Below are 15,778 nucleotides of genomic sequence, written 5' to 3'. Positions count from 1 at the left end.
GTCCAGCACAGGGGCGATCCCGGCGGGCAGCCTTGCGCAATGCCCGCTTGTCTGGAGCTGCGGCAACCGACATCATCGGGGCCCATCCTCGCCCGACAGGGGTCGTATGAAACGTTTTGCAAATCTGAAACGACTGGGATTCTTCACGCGGCTGCTCGACGAGGCTCCGCCCGCCGAGCGCTACCGCTTCGCGGCCGAGCAGATCGTGCGTGCCGAGAAGGCCGGCCTCGATTCCGCGTGGATCGCGCAACATCATTTCCACGAGCGCGAGGGCGGCCTGCCGTCTCCCTTCACCTTCCTCGGTTACGTCGCGGCGCAGACCTCGCGCATCCGCCTCGGCACCGGCATCGTCACCTTGCCGCTGGAGAGCGCGGTGAGGGTGGCGGAGGACGCCGCGGTGCTCGATCTGCTCTGCAACGGCCGCTTCGAGCTTGGCGTCGGCACCGGCGGCAATCCGTCGGCCTTTGCCGCGTTCGGTCTCGACAGCACCCAGCGCAACGAGATCTTTGCCCGCAATTTGGAGGTCGTCCGCACCGCGCTGGTCGGCAAGCCGCTTACTGGCGGCGATACGCTCTATCCGCAGCGGCCGCAATTGGACAAGCGGATCTGGCAGGCGACGTTCTCGGTCGCCGGCGGCGCGCGTGCCGGCAAGGCGGGCGATGGCCTCTTGCTGTCGCGCACCCAGCCGAGGCCCAAGGAGGCGCCAAAGGCAACGCTGGCCGAGATTCAGAATCCGGTCATCGATGCCTATCTCGACGCGTTGCCGCCGGGACGCGAGCCCCGCATCATGGCCTCGCGTAGCGTCTTCGTCGCCGACGACCGGACCGAGGCGATGCGCCTTGCCGACATTGGATTACGGCGCGCGCTGCCGCAATTCATGAAGGGCGGTCACCTGCCTCCGGGCGAGACGCTGGAGGAGATGATCGCGGCGTTCGACACCCATGTCGGCGCGGCCGACGACGTCATCGCCTCGCTGCGAACCGACGCCACGCTGGAGCGGGTGACCGATCTCGTTTTCCAGGCGCATTCGGTCGATGCCCCGCATCCTTATATCCTGCGCTCGATCGAGCTCGTCGCGGAGAAGGTGGCGCCGGCGCTGGGCTGGACGCGGACGGCGCCCGATGTGGCTCTGGCCGGTTGATCGGAATGAAATTGATCGCTTTGCACGAGGCTGAATGATGAGTACGACGGATATCATCGACACGCTCGCCGGGATCGAGCCGGGCTCGGCTCTTGACGCCATCCGCGCGCGTCGTCTGCAGGCACGCGAAAACGCGCAGAAGAGCTATCTTTCGCTGTTCGAGCCGATCGACGCCGGTGATGTCTCGCTGGTGGAACGCGCTGCGGTCGCGCTCTTCGTGATCGGACTTCACCGCGAATCGACTGTGGCCGCCTTCTATCGCGCGAAGCTCGCGGCGACCGCCGATGGCGCGCGCCTGATCGAGGCCATCGAGGTCGAAATCGGGCGGGGCGAGACCTCAGGTCCGTACGGCGCCTTTCCGGCCGGCCCGCTGTCGGTCGAGAACAAGGCGGGGCTGATCTATCGCGTGAGTGCGGATCGTAAGGCCGTTCTCGGCGCACGGCTCGCTGCAGCGTTCGAACATGCCCACCTGCTCGTGTTCCGACCGCGCGATGCCGCGTCCACCGACATGAAGGCGCTGCTGGCCGCCGGCTGGTCGAGCACCGGCATCGTCACGTTCTCTCAACTCGTTGCGTTCCTGTCCTTCCAGGTCCGCGTCGTCACTGGCCTGCAGGTGCTCGGTGCCTCGCTCGGGCGCACCGCGAACGCCGTGGCCGGCGCGTAAGGAGGCCGCATCATGAGCGCTGCAAACAATGTCAACCCGCCCGTCGTCTTCACCCAGGATGAACTGGCCTGGGTGTCGTGGATCGACCCGCTGCCAGAGGCCGAGCTGACCGAGCGCCATTTCGCCGGTCTCGTCGATCGCGCCCGCGCCAAGTCGGAATATTTCCGCCTGCTGGTGCGCGATCCCGAAGTGCTGGAAGCCCGCACCAAGACCGACAAGGACATCTTCTACAACGTCGCTGACGGCCTGCCGCGCGCCGAGCGTGAGCTCGCTGCGGCTGCGACCTCGCGCTACAACGGCTGCATCTATTGCGCCTCCGTGCATGCGCGCTTTGCCAGCACCTATTCCAAGCGCCGCGACGATGTGCAGCGCCTGCTCGACGAAGGCGTCGGCGCCGATCTTGGCGAGCGCTGGAATGCGGTGGTCAAGGCCTCGGTGGCGCTGGCCGCGACGCCGATTGCGTTCGGTCCCGACAATGTCGCGGAACTGCGCCGCGCCGGTCTCGACGATTCCGAGATCGTCGACGTCATCAACGGCGCGTCGTTCTTCAACTGGGCGAACCGGCTGATGCTGTCGCTCGGCGAGCCCTCGAAATAGGCAATCTCATCGGCATGGAAATTGCTGCTTGTTTGTAACACCTGACTGGATGGAGCCGTGCATGAGCAACATCAATCGTCGAACCCTGGTCAAGGGCTCGCTGGCCGCCGCAATAGCGGGAACAGCACTCTCGCGCTTTGCCTTCGCTGATACGGCCGAGCCGATCCTGCTCGGCGTCAGCGGCCCCCTCACGGGACCGAACGCGCAATATGGCACGCAATGGAAGCAGGGTTTTGATCTCGCGCTCGACGAGATCCTCGCAGGCGGCGGCATCAACGGCCGCAAGCTCGCCTACAATTTCGAGGACAGCCAGAGCGATCCGCGCCAGTCGGTGGCGATCGCCCAGAAGTTCGTGTCCGATCCCCGCATCGTGCTGGAGCTCGGCGATTTCTCCAGCCCGGCCTCGATGGCGGCCTCGCCGATCTATCAGCGCGCGGGCCTCGTGCAATTCGGTTTCACCAATTCGCATCCCGATTTTACCAAGGGCGGCGACTTCATGTGGAGCACGTCCGTCAGCCAGGCCGACGAGCAGCCGCTGCTGGCGGCCTATGCCGTGAAGAAGCTTGGCCTGAAGAAGCTTGCGGTGCTGCACCTCAACACCGATTGGGGCCGTACCAGCCGCGACTATTTCGTCAACGCCGCGAAGGAGTACGGCGCGGAGGTCGCGGTCACCGAGGGCTATATCGCGGAGGAGCGCGATTTCCGTTCCACATTGGTGCGCGTGCGCGACGCCAATCCGGATGGGTTGATCCTGATCTCCTATTATTCCGACGGTGCGCTGATCGCGCGCCAGGCGCGCCAGGTCGGGCTGAAGCAGGTGATCTGCGCGGCGAGCTCGGTCTACTCGCCGAAATTCCTGGAGCTCGGCGGCGAGGCGGTCGAGGACGTCCATGTCGGCACGCGCTACTTCCCGGAAGACCCGCGGCCCGAGGTGCAGAAGTTCATCACGGGCTTCAAGAAGAAATACAACGGGCTCGAGCCCGACGCCTTCAACGCCTACGCCTACGACGCGATGAACATGGCCGCCGCCGTGGTGAAGATCGGCGGCACCGACCGGCGCGCAGTCCGCGACGCCTTCACGAAAGTAAAAGACGTCCCGAGCGTCATCTTCGGGGCTGCGACGTTCGACGTCGCCAGCCGCCGCGTCAAGGGCGCGATGAATGCCGAGCTTGTCGTGCGCAAGGGCCAGTTCGCGCTCTGGGACGGCAAGCCGACCTGAAATGATGGCCGGGGACGTCCTCCCCGGCCTTTTCTCTGTTCATTAGGAAAACTGCGTGTCTTCCTGGCTCGACTACACGATCAACGGGCTGATCGTCGGCAATGTCTACGCCCTCGTTGCGGTCGGCCTCGCGCTGATCTTCGGCGTCAGCCGGCTGATCAACTTTGCGCAAGGATCGATCTACCTCGTCGGCGCCTATATCGGCTGGGTCGCGGTGGTGCAGCTGCATACGCCGCTGCCGCTCACCATCATCGTGGTCGCGGTGGCGGCCGCGCTGGTCGGGTTGATCATCGAGCGGTTCGGCCTGCGTCCGCTGCAGAACTCGGTGCGCATCGCGCCGCTGCTGGCGACGATCGGAATCAGCTTCGTGCTCGACCAGCTGGTGATGCTGACCTTCTCGCCCAATCCGCGCGCGCTGCCGAGCCAGTTGCCGGACGTTCGTTTCCAGGTCGGCGGCGGCACCATCGGGCCTCTCGATCTGCTGATCGCCGGCGTGGGCCTCACCAGTGCGCTGCTGCTGTTCGTGTTCCTGCGCTACAGCAAGCTCGGCTGGGCGGTGCGCGCTACCGCGCAGGATCGCGACGCCGCGATGCAGATGGGCGTCGACGTCAACCGCGTCAATCAGGCCGTGTTCGGCATTGCGGCTGCGCTCGGCGGCGTCTCCGGCATGCTGGTCGGCATGTACTACAACCAGATCGACACCGCGATGAGCCTGCAGGCGACGCTCAAGGGCGTCGTCGCCGAAGTCGTCGGTGGCGCCGGCAATGTGCCCGGTGCGATCATCGGCAGCCTGCTGCTCGGATTGGTCGAGAGCTACGGTGTCGCGGTGTTCGGCACCAGCTACCGCAATCTGTTCGCGTTCCTGCTGCTGGTCGTCGTGCTCGTGCTGCGTCCGAACGGCCTGTTCGCCAGCGCGCGGCAGGCGCCGCCCGAGCCGCTCACCGGCACGTTCATTGCGCCGAGCCGCCCCGTGCGCATTCCGCGCTGGGCGCTGCTGGTGGCAACCGGCATCTTCGCGGTCCTGCCGCTGTTTCCGGTGTCCTTCTACGTGCTCCAGACCCTGATCAACGCCTGGCTGCTCGGCATGCTCGCGCTCAGCCTGACGCTGGTGGCCGGCACGATAGGGCAGGTCTCGCTGGGTCACGCCGCGCTGCTCGCGATCGGCGCCTACACCTCCGCGCTGCTGTCGCTGAATTTATCCGTCCCGGTCGGTCTCGCCATCATCGGCGGTGGGCTGATGAGCGCGGCGCTCGGCACCGCGCTGATCTCGCCGTCGTTCCGCCTGCGTGGCCATTACGTGTCGATCGCGACGCTCGCGATCGGCGAGATCGTCTCACTGGTGATTTTGAACTGGGAGAGCGTCACCCGCGGTCCGATCGGCATCTCCGGCATCCCGCCGCTGGCGCTGTTCGGCTATGAGCTGGTCAGCCCGATTTCGATCTATTGGTTCAGCTTCATCGTGATGGTCGTGCTGGCGCTGCTGCAGGGGCGCCTGCTCGGCTCGCATCTCGGCCGCAGTTTTCGCGCCATCCGCGACGACGACGTCGCCGCGCGCGCCTATGGGCTCAGCCTGAACCGCTACAAATCGCTCGCCTTCATCTTCGGCGGCTTCGCCGCCGGCGTCAGCGGCGGCATCGCCGCGCATCTCTATTCCTACATCAACCACGAGACCTTCAATACGCAGCAATCCATTCTGGCGCTGACGGTCGTCATCCTCGGTGGCCTCGGCAATGTCGTTGGCGCCATCCTCGGAGCTGTCGCGCTGGTCGGTCTGCCCGAAGTCTTCCGGGTCGCGGCGGAGTATCGCATCCTGATCTACGGCATCGTGCTGCTGCTGCTGGTGCGGTTCAGGCCGCAGGGCCTGTTGGGGACGATGTGATGGCGGAGGCGCTCAATTCCATGCTGTCGTTGCGCCGGCTGACGCGCCGCTTCGGCGGCCTCACCGCCGTCGACGCCATCGATCTCGATCTCGCCTCAGGCGAGCTGATCAGCATCATCGGCCCGAACGGTGCCGGCAAGACCACGCTGTTCAACCTCGTGACCGGGCTCGACCGGCCCGATGCCGGCGAAGTTCGTTTCGAAGGCCAGGACATCACGGGTCTCTCGCCCGAACGGCTCGCAGGCCAAGGCATCGCGCGCACGTTCCAGCTCGGCCGCGTCTTCGGCAATCTCAGCGTCATGGACAACGTGTTGATCGGCGCCCACACGCGGCTGCGTGCGGTCAAGCCAGCCGTGCCGCTGATCGGCCCGCTGCTCGAATTGGGACTGGCGCTGTTGCGGCCCGCTAGCGTGAAAGCTGAGGAAGAGCGGCTGCGAGAAGAGGTGAAGGCCATCCTCGCCCGCTTCGGCGAGCGGCTGCTGCCGCGGATCGACCAGCCGGCCTATAGTCTCTCCTACGCCAATCGCCGCCGCGTCGAGATCGCGCGCGCGCTGGCGCTGAAGCCGCGCCTGCTGCTGCTCGACGAGCCGACCGCCGGCATGAACCCGACCGAGACCGCGGAGATGCAGGGCCTCGTCGCCGAACTGAAGGCGGAAGGCCTGACCATTCTCCTGATCGAGCACAAGCTGGAGATGGTGATGCGTCTGTCCGACCGCGTCATCGTCATGGACGAAGGCAAGAAGATCGCGGAAGGGCGGGGCGAGGAGGTGCGCCGCGATCCCAAGGTGATCGAGGCCTATCTCGGCCACGGCCTGCCGGGGGCGACGGAGCAGGAGAGCGCGGCATGACGACGAGCGCACCCGAACCGCTGCTGGCGTTGTCTGACGTCAACACCTTCTACGGCCAGGCCCAGGTGCATTTCGACCTGTCGATCAATGTCGGGCGCGGCCACATCGTCTGCCTGCTCGGCGGCAATGCCAGCGGCAAATCGACGACGATGAAGATCATTTTAGGCCTGGTGAAGCCGCGCTCGGGCGAGGTCACCTTCGACGGCACCTCGCTGCTGGGACTTTCCACGCCACAGATCGTCCGCCGCGGCATTGCCTCGGTGCCGGAGGCCCGGCGGCTGTTCGCGGACATGAGCGTGCGCGAAAACATCCTGATGGGCGCCTTCGTGCGCAACGACCGCACCGAAGTGGCGCAGGATCTCGACAAGATGCTCGCGCTGTTCCCGAAGCTCGGGCAGCGGCTCTCGCAGCGCGCCGGCTCGCTCTCCGGCGGTGAGCAGCAGATGGTCGCGATGGCGCGCGCGCTGATGAGCCGTCCCAGGATGATCGTGATGGACGAGCCGACCATGGGCCTGTCGCCGCTCTATGTCGATCGCGTGCTGGAGCTGATCCGCACCATCAACCAGGAGGGCGTCTCGGTGTTCATGGTCGAGCAGAACGCCAGCCTCGCGCTCGAGATCGCGCACGAGGCCTATGTGCTCCAGACCGGCAAGATCGTGCTGTCAGGCTCCGCGCGCGCGCTGAAGGACGATCCCCGCATCCGCGACGCCTATCTCGGCGGCTCCGAGGCGGCGTAGGGCCTCCCCCGCGAATTCGCATATGCGGTCGTCGGGCGACGACTGGGGCTGGTCAGTATGACCATCTTATGAAAATATCATACCGTTGCCGTGATGGGTGTGCAGCGGACGGAATGTTGTTCGTGACGAGATGGTCTCTGCGGGCGGTCGTGCCCAAAATGGTGCTGCTGTTCGGCGGGCTGATCGCCGCCAACATCGCGGCGTGGGCCTGGGCCTTCGCGGCGTTCGGCGACCGGCCGACGGTGATGGCGACCGCGCTGCTCGCCTGGGTGTTCGGCCTGCGCCACGCCGTCGATGCCGACCACATCGCGGCCATCGACAACGTGGTGCGCAAGCTGATGCAGACGGGCAATACGCCGCGCAGCGCCGGTCTCTATTTCGCGCTGGGCCATTCCACGATCGTCGTGGCCGCGACCGTGCTGCTCGCGCTCGGCGTCGTGAGCCTCGGCGGCGACAGCCTGCTCAGGGAGATCGGCGGCTTCATCGGCACGTCGGTCTCGGCGCTGTTTTTGCTCCTGATCGCGGCCATCAATCTCGTCATCTTCGCCGGCTTGTTGCGGACATTTCGCGCGGCACGGGAGCAGGGGATTCACGACGCCGAGGGCCTCGATGCCCTGCTTGCCAATCGCGGCCTTCTGGCGCGGCTGCTTGGCCCGATGTTCCGCCTCGTGACAAAGCCCTGGCACATGTATCCGCTCGGCTTCCTGTTCGGGCTCGGCTTCGACACCGCGACCGAGATCGGCCTGCTCAGCATCTCCGCCAGCGAAGCCGCGCGCGGCGTCTCGCTCGCCGATGTTCTGGTTCTCCCCGCGCTGTTTGCATCGGGCATGGCGCTGGTCGACACCGCCGATTCCGCGCTGATGGTGAGCGCCTACCGCTGGGCCTTCGTCGATCCCCTGCGAAAGCTCTGGTATAACCTCACGATCACCGGCGCCTCCGTCGCGGTGGCGCTGTTGATCGGCGGCATCGAGGCGCTCGGCCTGATCGCGGACCGGCTTGGTCTCTTCGGCGGAGTGTGGACGCTGGCCGATGCACTCAACGACTCGCTCGCCAATGTCGGCTTCGCCGTGATCGCGCTGTTCGCAATCGCCTGGCTCGTCTCGGTCGTGCTCTATCGCCGCATGTTCGCGGACGGACCTGTTGCGGACGACGGCAAGGCCTTTGCGCAAAGCAAAGCTCAGGCCGAGGCCGCGCTCTGATCCTGCTCCGCCGGCAGATCGTCGGCATTGGGATCGCCCGGTGCGGTGGCCCAGGCCAGCTCCACCAGCGTCACGATCCTGCGTCCGCTGCCGTCGAGCTGGCAGACGATCAGGCCCTGCTCCTCCATGTAGCCGAGCAGGCGCTGCGCCCGGCGCAGCGAATGCGAGCCATAGGCGCGGGCGATCGTGGCGTCGCCGGGACACGGCCAGCCTTCTTTCGCCGCGCGCGCGATCATCATGAACACGCCCTGCATGTCGTCTGGCAGGATCGACGCGCGCAGCGACACGTCCTGCCAGACATCGTCTTCGGCATGCTCGGCACCAAGCCCCGCGCGTGCGCGCGTCAGCATGCGGCGGAATTCGTTGAGGTCGGGCACGGCCGAGCCGAGGCCTTCGATGCGGCAGCGGACCACGAACTCCTGGTAGAGCACGCCGACCGCGCGAAAGCCGGCATCGGGCGCGGCGAGGACGGCACGAAGGGTCCGATCCACGCGCTCGCGCCGGTCTGCGAGCTCCTCGGCACTGACCGGGACCTCGATCATGTCGGGGCCGATCTCCGGTGCCGCAGCCTTCGCGGCGCGGAGCTGCTCGAGCAGATCGGGCGCGGGCCGGCGCTGCGGCCGGCTGGCATCGGGCGGCGGCGCCGCCAGGATCACGGCGCGCATATCCTCGAGCGTGGCTTCCGGCATCGGCATCAGCCGCGGCGTGGAATTGCGCGGCTTGGTATCGGTCGCGCCGATATGCAGGCGTAGCGGCCGGCGCGAGAGCGCAGGCCCTAGCGCCATGAACTGGCCGCGCTCGAGATCGCGGAACGTCTCCGCCTGCCGTCGCTCCATGCCGAGCAGGTCGGCGGCGCGCGCCATGTCGATGTCGAGGAAGGTCCGGCCCATCAGGAAGTTGGACGCTTCCGCCGCGACGTTCTTGGCGAGCTTGGCCAGCCGCTGGGTTGCGATGATGCCGGCCAGCCCGCGCTTGCGGCCGCGGCACATCAGATTGGTCATCGCGCCGAGCGAAAGTTTTCGCGCTTCGTCCGAGACCTCGCCCGCGACCGCAGGCGCGAACAGTTGCGCCTCGTCCACGACCACCAGCATCGGGTACCAATGGTCGCGGTCAACATCGAACAGCCCGCCGAGGAACGCCGCGGCTCGGCGCATCTGGTTCTCGGCATCCAGCCCTTCGAGATTGAGCACGGTGGAGACCCGATGCAGCCGCGCGCGCTCGCCGGCGACCTGAAGGCCGCGCTCGGTGTGATCCTCGGCCTCGATCACGAGATGGCCGAAATGCTCGGCCAGCGTGACGAAATCGCCTTCGGGATCGATGATGGCTTGCTGCACCCAGGGCGCGCTCTGCTCCAGCAGCCGCCGCAGCAGATGTGATTTTCCGGAACCCGAATTGCCCTGCACCAGGAGACGGGTCGCCAGCAGTTCCTCGAGGTCCATGGCCGCCGCGGCGCCCGCCGTGGTCTGCCCCATCTCGATCGCAACCGTCATGTCCGACTCAGGCCCTTCCATTCGCGGACTGGGGCTTTATCAACCAAGCCGGTGCACGTCGAGCGCCACGGCGCGAATCATGCACCGTTGCCCACGGCGGAGTTCAGGGGCGATTCGACTGCCGTAGAAGTCCGGGCCGATAAGGGGCTCGCGGATCGTCGTCCTCGTTCTCGGGGATGGCGGCAGGAGCCGAATTCCTATTGCGCGCCGGATCCGCCCTGCACGATCTTCTCGTTCAGCTTGAGGTCCACGGTCTCGACCGTGCGGTCGATCTCTGCATTGGGCACGCCGAGCTGATGTGAGATCAGCTTCACCAGCAGGTCGACGCGCTCGATGAAGGGCGCGCCGCCGGCCACCGCGCGCGCGGCCGATGACGGCTTGAGCAGGCTCTCGGCGGCTTTGGCGTATTTCGCGAACGGCACCTGGTCCTGCGGATCGGCGCCGAGACGGCGGGCGATCGTATCGACATGGTCGTAGATCGTCTGCGAGCGTGCGAGGTCGCCGTGCACCGCGTCGCGGATCGATTGCGGCTCGTGCGGCGTGATGCAGCGGTAGTTGCCGGTTAGCAGCATCGACCATTTCGCCAGCGGCACGAACAGCGAAGAGAACACTTTCAGCTTCACCGGCACGTCGTGGCCGTCGAGCGTCACCGCGTCGATGTCGGCTTCGAGCTCGCGCAGCACTTTGTTGTGCTTCTCGTCGGCGAAGGCGGACGCCTTGAAGTTGGTGGGCAGGCCGACGTGAAGCACGTTCGCGGCCTCTTCCGGCGGACGGAAGGCCTGCGGGTCGGGCGAGCACAGCGTCACCAGCCCCGGCTCGAAGCGCTCCCACACCTGCGCATTGGTGTAGGCCTCCTCGAGATCCATGTCGGCGAGCGAGGGGATCCGCTTCAGATAAGGCAGCGGCGGCATGTTCATGATCGACAGGCACGGCAGCTTCGCCGCGGCGATCCTGACCATGAGAACGCGCACGGTGTGATTGGTGTATTGTGGCTCCTGCATCGCAAGGCCGACCATGTCGTAGCGTGAGAGGTCCACATTGGCGGGCGTCACGGCGTCGAGCTTGCCGGGAAGGTCACGTGAGAAGACGGCGCGGTGTACCGCCTCGTCACGCAACTTGATGCGCACCTCGGTACCCTCGCGGTTGATCAGCTCCGCGGTCTTGGCGCGGCAGACGAGGGTGACGTTGTGCCCCGCCATCAGCAGCTTCGTGCCCAGCAGGGAGCCGTAGGAAGCCCCGAGAATCAGGATGTTGCGCGCCATGTCTCGTCCCTTTGAAATTTATGCGATTTTTTTGAGCCCCGGCCGGTGCCTGAGAGCGAGTTTGCGGCATGTAAGGCAAAGTGCCCGGCCAAGGCAACTGGGATAATGCATACAAGGCGCCGCCGGGGTCTTCTCGTCGCCCCGCAGAGCGAAGCGCGGCCGGGATCACGCCCTCCGCCGGCGAGGGCCCGCTCCGCTCCATCCGGGCCACGGGTCCATTGGTCCTGCCACTGCCGGCTGCGCCAAATACCCGACGTCCGAGGATTGACAGCATCCTGCCTGCTCCGTGATCAAACGAAACCTAATCTTTGATCGCCGGCTGCAACAAAAACTACAAACGAAGCGTGCTAAGAAGTGGCAGAGTGGACAGAGGCCTAGCGGGCAGGCGGGCATAACCGAGTATCAGCAACGGAGCTGAGACGTGACGATTGAGTTGAGCCGCCGAGGATTTCGTATCGAATCCGGTTCGTTTGGACTACCAAGTGCCTTCGCCCCGCGAAGAGAAAACGGAATGATCATCACGCCAAAGCAGACGCAAGCGCGATGGCCGCAATCCGGCATGCCTGTGGTCGGATCGAACAGGCGTCCAGCGCGCGGCGCTGAAATCAAAGCCGGCAAGTCCGGGCACAACAACTCCCGGCAAGCGCTGACGGCGCCGTTCAAGGACTGACATGGAAGGTGATCATTGGCCTCACCGCTCGTGCGACGGCGCCGGGCGAAGCCTGGCACGCTTGCGGAATCGTGCGTCCGGATTCTTCGAAAGCCTCTCCGTCGCAGAACTCGTGCGTGAGACGCACAGGCATCTGTGGGTTTCGGACTGGATGAGGATCGCAGACGACTACCGGACGTTCGCCGAATCTGCGCGCGAAAATGGCTCGGTGCAGATTGCGCGGGAGGCGTGGCTGTGCTCGCTGACGGCCCTTGAAGTGGTCGGCAATTTGTCTTGTCCGGGGGACATCGAAAGTACCGACCTCGCAGACGAGGTCGGTATCAGCATGAGAGGCTTCGAGGATGACGCTGGTCTGACGATTGAGCGCGTGAAGATCGATTGCTTCGACCAAGGGGCGGTTGCTGGCTTCTTTGTCCCGGCGCTCTGTCGTGAGGCTCCCGCGGCTACGGTCATCTGCGTCAGTGACGAGGAAATCACGCTGAGCTCGATGATGACCAGGTTGTTGCCTGTCTCACTTCGCCGGAACATGTCGCTCCTGCTCGTTGATGCCGGCAATTCATCTGTTCGTCGCTCCTTCAAGCCGGAGCATATCCTCCAATTCTGCCTGGACTATCTGGAGGGCCGCCCGGATGTCGACTCGCAGCGGATCGCAATCTACGGCGAAGGGGCGGGCGCCTCTCATGCCTCCCGCCTTGCCCTCTCGGATCGCAGGATAGCTGCCGCCGTGTGCGACGGCGGCCTTTTGACGGCGGTCATGCGTCGAGCGTCAAGTCGCTGGATGACCGGCCTTGAACAGCCCGCTCATGACGGGACCTCGACGGGTTCGTTGCTGCCGTCGCGTCGAATACCATGCCCGCTTCTCACCGTTGTCGGGAGCCGCTCGATGATCTGGGAGCAGGATGCCCTCGAACTGCAATCCGCCTATCGGCAGACTGGAGCCGATTGCTCGGTCGTCGTGCCCAACCGCATCCCGCATCCTCTCGGCGAGGTCGAGAATTTCATCGCTGTCGACGACTTCATTTTCGAATGGCTCGACAGCAAGCTTGGATCTGCCCGTCAGCTCGATCCCGTGACCTACCTCTAAAGCGCGATGAGACTGAGTTGAATCGTCATCGCGCTTTAGCTCTTTGTTTGCGCATGATCTTTCCGGAAAACCGCTTCGCGCTTTTCCGGATCATGCTTTAGCCGCCGGGTCATGAAACGTCGATGGCCAGCAATCGTGCCGCCAGCCGGGCATTCTTGGCTATCGTTGCGAGCGTAGCGTTCATGTCGGCCAAGGCCTTCTCGTCGAGATCGTTGAACATCGTCGAATTCAAGGCGAGCTTTCTCTTGGACAGTTTTTCAATTTCCGTCGTCGCTTTTGCCGTAAGCGCCATCAGAACGAAGCGGGCGTCATCCGCTCCCGGTCGCCGCGACAGAAAGCCGCCCTTTTCTAGGGTTTTCGTCTGGTTGGTCACGAAGGCCGGGTGAACGCGCAACTTGTTCGCAATGTCGATGCCAGCGACGCCTCGCCCCTCGTCCAGCTCGGTGATCGCCATCAGGATCAGCCATTGCGGCTCGGTAATGCCCAGCAGCTCGGCCCAGCTGGTGTGGATGTCCTCCAGCTGGGAATGGATTTCGATGATGTTCCAGATGAAGTCCGTCGTCGCTCTGTCGAGTTTCTTCTCGATCATGGCTCCCCCCCGTTTCCCTCAGATCAGTCTTTTAATGGGATATTGGGAAGGCGTCTCGAATATCGCGCCACTATGACGGGCGGACACCGCACGGCGGGAACAATTTTGACTGTAAGTGCTTGCAAAAAACAATTAAGTAAATTACGTCTTTGCTCACTCCAACTTTGCTTCTGTTGACCTGATCGACTGACAGCGATGTAAGACCTCAAGAAAGCCCTCGGGATGCCCCCTGAGGGCTTTTTCTTATGGATCTGAGGCTTAGCTGAAACCGGAAGCCCCTGTTGCTCGCAAGCAACATCTCTTCCGGAACTTGTAATTCACCGAAGCAATAAATTGAGACCATTGTTTTTATAAACTATACGTGAAGCGCGGCGGAGGGCGGGCACCTCACTGTCGTTTCAGTCCGGACCTTCAGTGCGGAGCTGAATTGAAAGGAAATTGAAGAGGGTAAGGCGGCGTCCGCTGAGGAGCCGGGCCCTTTGAACCGACTTGGAGGTTTACTAATGAAGCTAACGAAGACACTCTTTCTCGGCTCGGCCGCCAGCCTGATGGCTGTCTCCGGGGCGTTCGCAGCCGATCTCCCCGTGAAGGCCAAGGCGGTCGAATACGTGAAGATCTGCTCCCTGTACGGCGCCGGCTTCTACTACATCCCGGGCACCGACACCTGCATCAAGCTCGGTGGCTACGTGCGCGCCGACGCGAACCTCGGCACCAACTCGGACTTCAATCCGAACCAGAGCGGTACTGCCGGTGCTCGCAACCGCCTGATGAACTACTACACCTTCCGCGCTCGTGAAGACCTCAACATCGACACCCGCACCGCGACCGAATACGGCGTGGTCCGCACCTTCTTCGACGGTGTGTTCACCTGGACCTCGGGCAACTATACCCCCACCGGTTCGGCAACGGGCGCGACCCAGTACAGCGGTACGCTCGGTCTCAACGCTGCGGGCACCGCCCTCGTCGGTTCGAATGGCAGCGGCAACGTCAACGGCACCGACGGCAACACCTCGGGCGGTGCGCTCGGTGTGTACTACGCCTTCATCCAGTTCGCCGGCTTCACCATGGGTAAGGCCGTGTCGCAGTTCGACGCGCCCTGGACCAACTATCCCGGCAACATCACCGACAACCTCGTCGGCGGCAGCGGCACGGTCACTGGTGTCAACCAGTTCACCTACACCGCCGATTTCGGTCAGGGCATCACGGCGTCGTTCTCGGCTGAAGACGTCTCGGCCTACTATCAGGCCGGCAACGTCAACATGACCGGCGCAACCGCGGGCGGCATGATCGGCGGCTCGTACGGCACCAACGCCATCGGCGGCACGCGTTCGCCGAACCTCGTCGGTCAGGTGCGTGTCGACCAGGCCTGGGGCCTCTTCCAGGCTTCGGTGGCTGCGCATGACAACCACGTTGGTTACTACGGTGCCAACGAAGTGACCGGCCACCCCGACGACAAGTGGGGTTGGGCTGTTCAGCTCGCTCTCTCGATCAAGAACATCCCGACCGGCGCGGGTGACACGATCAACGTCCAGGCCGTCTACACCGACGGTGCGACCCGCTACAACTTCCAGAACCTCTCGGGCAGCAGCTACGCCCTCTACGGCAACTCGGGCATTGCTGGCTCTTACGGCAGCCTCGGCTTCGCGTCCGCTCCGGACACGGTGTTCGTGACCGGCAGCTCGCAGGAGACCGTCAAGACCTGGGGCTTCCGCGGTGCTTACACCCACAACTGGGATCCCTACTGGAACTCCTCGCTCTACGGTGCCTACGCCCAGGCGCAGTTCGGCACGCTGGCCAAGACCACGCTTTGCGGCGCTGGCGGCGGCGGCGGTGTGTTCGGAGGCCTGGCGGGCGTGACGGGTTGCAACCCGGACTTCGCGATCGGCCAGCTCGGTGTCGTCACTCGCTGGACCCCGGTCAAGAACCTGACGTTCTCGGCTGACGTCTCCTGGACCCACCTCGACCAGAAGTACTCCGGTACGGTTGGCCTCGTCCCGAACGTCATAACCGCGAAGCCGGCTGCGGTTTACGAACTGAAGGACCAGGACTCGATCGCCATGATCCTCCGCGCTCAGCGCAACTGGTAAGATCTGTCGTACCATCTGAACGAACACCCGGCGGGAAACCGCCGGGTGTTTTTTGTTGCGCGGGGCCGACGTTCGGGAGCCAGGCGCAGCGGGACGATTCGTAGTCCGGATGAGCGCTGCGATACCCGCGGATCCACGCGCACAAGATCCCGGATGTCGCCGCGCTCATTCGGGCGACGAGCCTTGCGTTGCCCGTCGGGCAAAACACCCGGCAAATCGTCAATCCCCTCCCGGAAAAATATTCAACTTTACCGAAATTCGGATTTGTCGTATGTGTCGCCCATCCCGGCTCGACCAAGAGGGGCGATCTTG

Annotated in this window: 14 protein-coding genes; 11 read left to right on the top strand and 3 right to left on the bottom strand. The window is 64.6% G+C overall.

Annotation, left to right across the window (positions count from 1 at the left end; translation table 11 throughout):
• Positions 1 to 106: 106 nt before the first annotated feature.
• The 8 genes from IVB31_RS05110 (at position 107) to IVB31_RS05075 (ending at position 8,284) form a co-directional block, all read left to right on the top strand.
• Positions 107 to 1,141 (top strand): putative FMN-dependent luciferase-like monooxygenase, encoded by a 1,035-nt coding sequence (locus IVB31_RS05110; protein WP_247319466.1) that lies wholly within the window; start codon positions 107 to 109, stop codon positions 1,139 to 1,141.
• 37 nt (positions 1,142 to 1,178) lie between these two features.
• A complete protein-coding gene (locus IVB31_RS05105; RefSeq protein WP_247320355.1) occupies positions 1,179 to 1,805 on the top strand; it encodes a CMD domain protein in 627 nt (208 codons plus the stop codon).
• Between the two features lie 12 nt (positions 1,806 to 1,817).
• Positions 1,818 to 2,402: an alkylhydroperoxidase domain protein gene (locus tag IVB31_RS05100; protein WP_247319465.1), complete on the top strand. Its 585-nt coding sequence runs from the start codon at positions 1,818 to 1,820 to the stop codon at positions 2,400 to 2,402.
• A 61-nt stretch (positions 2,403 to 2,463) separates the two neighbouring features.
• Complete coding sequence (locus tag IVB31_RS05095) at positions 2,464 to 3,621, top strand: ABC transporter substrate-binding protein (RefSeq protein ID WP_247319464.1); 1,158 nt, start codon at positions 2,464 to 2,466, stop codon at positions 3,619 to 3,621.
• Positions 3,622 to 3,676: 55 nt separating this feature from the next.
• A complete protein-coding gene (locus IVB31_RS05090) occupies positions 3,677 to 5,500 on the top strand; it encodes an ABC transporter permease (protein WP_247319463.1) in 1,824 nt (607 codons plus the stop codon).
• Positions 5,500 to 6,348, top strand: a complete 849-nt coding sequence (locus tag IVB31_RS05085) for an ABC transporter ATP-binding protein (protein ID WP_247319462.1) — start codon at positions 5,500 to 5,502, stop codon at positions 6,346 to 6,348. The genes IVB31_RS05090 and IVB31_RS05085 overlap by 1 nt, the downstream gene beginning before the upstream one ends.
• Entirely contained in the window at positions 6,345 to 7,085 is a 741-nt protein-coding gene (locus IVB31_RS05080) for an ABC transporter ATP-binding protein (RefSeq protein ID WP_247319461.1), read from the top strand. Before IVB31_RS05085 ends, IVB31_RS05080 begins: the two co-directional genes overlap by 4 nt.
• 158 nt (positions 7,086 to 7,243) lie before the next feature.
• Positions 7,244 to 8,284 carry a HoxN/HupN/NixA family nickel/cobalt transporter gene (locus tag IVB31_RS05075; protein WP_247320354.1) on the top strand — a complete coding sequence of 347 codons (1,041 nt, stop codon included), beginning with the start codon at positions 7,244 to 7,246 and terminating at the stop codon, positions 8,282 to 8,284.
• Here IVB31_RS05075 and IVB31_RS05070 read toward each other — a convergent pair.
• Entirely contained in the window at positions 8,263 to 9,774 is a 1,512-nt protein-coding gene (locus IVB31_RS05070; RefSeq protein ID WP_247319460.1) for an ATP-binding protein, read from the bottom strand. The genes IVB31_RS05075 and IVB31_RS05070 overlap by 22 nt on opposite strands.
• Positions 9,775 to 9,971: 197 nt before the next feature.
• Complete coding sequence (locus tag IVB31_RS05065; protein WP_247319458.1) at positions 9,972 to 11,036, bottom strand: 2-dehydropantoate 2-reductase; 1,065 nt, start codon at positions 11,034 to 11,036, stop codon at positions 9,972 to 9,974.
• Positions 11,037 to 11,457: 421 nt separating this feature from the next.
• Here IVB31_RS05065 and IVB31_RS05060 point away from each other — a divergent pair, with 421 nt between their 5' ends.
• Together IVB31_RS05060 and IVB31_RS05055 are read left to right on the top strand one after the other, a co-directional pair.
• Entirely contained in the window at positions 11,458 to 11,706 is a 249-nt protein-coding gene (locus tag IVB31_RS05060; protein ID WP_247319456.1) for a hypothetical protein, read from the top strand.
• Positions 11,707 to 11,857: 151 nt separating this feature from the next.
• On the top strand, positions 11,858 to 12,790 hold the full coding sequence (locus IVB31_RS05055) for an alpha/beta hydrolase (protein WP_346730853.1): 933 nt from the start codon (positions 11,858 to 11,860) through the stop codon (positions 12,788 to 12,790).
• A gap of 109 nt (positions 12,791 to 12,899) precedes the next feature.
• On the opposite strand, the gene IVB31_RS05050 is transcribed toward IVB31_RS05055, so the two are convergent.
• A complete protein-coding gene (locus IVB31_RS05050; RefSeq protein ID WP_247319442.1) occupies positions 12,900 to 13,379 on the bottom strand; it encodes a MarR family transcriptional regulator in 480 nt (159 codons plus the stop codon).
• A 503-nt stretch (positions 13,380 to 13,882) separates the two neighbouring features.
• On the opposite strand from IVB31_RS05050, the gene IVB31_RS05045 reads away from it, so the two are divergent.
• Complete coding sequence (locus tag IVB31_RS05045) at positions 13,883 to 15,466, top strand: porin (RefSeq protein ID WP_247319439.1); 1,584 nt, start codon at positions 13,883 to 13,885, stop codon at positions 15,464 to 15,466.
• The last annotated feature ends 312 nt before the right edge of the window (positions 15,467 to 15,778 follow it).

Source organism: Bradyrhizobium sp. 21 (assembly GCF_023073335.1).
Lineage (GTDB): Bacteria > Pseudomonadota > Alphaproteobacteria > Rhizobiales > Xanthobacteraceae > Bradyrhizobium.
This window is presented reverse-complemented; position numbering and strand designations above follow the sequence as displayed.

Coding starts and splice junctions, on each gene's coding strand:
- IVB31_RS05075 (WP_247320354.1), top strand. CDS start 7,244: ATGGTGCTGCTGTTCGGCGGGCTGATCGCCGCCAACATCGCGGCGTGG.
- IVB31_RS05095 (WP_247319464.1), top strand. CDS start 2,464: ATGAGCAACATCAATCGTCGAACCCTGGTCAAGGGCTCGCTGGCCGCC.
- IVB31_RS05055 (WP_346730853.1), top strand. CDS start 11,858: ATGAGGATCGCAGACGACTACCGGACGTTCGCCGAATCTGCGCGCGAA.
- IVB31_RS05080 (WP_247319461.1), top strand. CDS start 6,345: ATGACGACGAGCGCACCCGAACCGCTGCTGGCGTTGTCTGACGTCAAC.
- IVB31_RS05065 (WP_247319458.1), bottom strand. CDS start 11,036: ATGGCGCGCAACATCCTGATTCTCGGGGCTTCCTACGGCTCCCTGCTG.
- IVB31_RS05045 (WP_247319439.1), top strand. CDS start 13,883: ATGAAGCTAACGAAGACACTCTTTCTCGGCTCGGCCGCCAGCCTGATG.
- IVB31_RS05100 (WP_247319465.1), top strand. CDS start 1,818: ATGAGCGCTGCAAACAATGTCAACCCGCCCGTCGTCTTCACCCAGGAT.
- IVB31_RS05085 (WP_247319462.1), top strand. CDS start 5,500: ATGGCGGAGGCGCTCAATTCCATGCTGTCGTTGCGCCGGCTGACGCGC.
- IVB31_RS05110 (WP_247319466.1), top strand. CDS start 107: ATGAAACGTTTTGCAAATCTGAAACGACTGGGATTCTTCACGCGGCTG.
- IVB31_RS05070 (WP_247319460.1), bottom strand. CDS start 9,774: ATGACGGTTGCGATCGAGATGGGGCAGACCACGGCGGGCGCCGCGGCG.
- IVB31_RS05105 (WP_247320355.1), top strand. CDS start 1,179: ATGAGTACGACGGATATCATCGACACGCTCGCCGGGATCGAGCCGGGC.
- IVB31_RS05050 (WP_247319442.1), bottom strand. CDS start 13,379: ATGATCGAGAAGAAACTCGACAGAGCGACGACGGACTTCATCTGGAAC.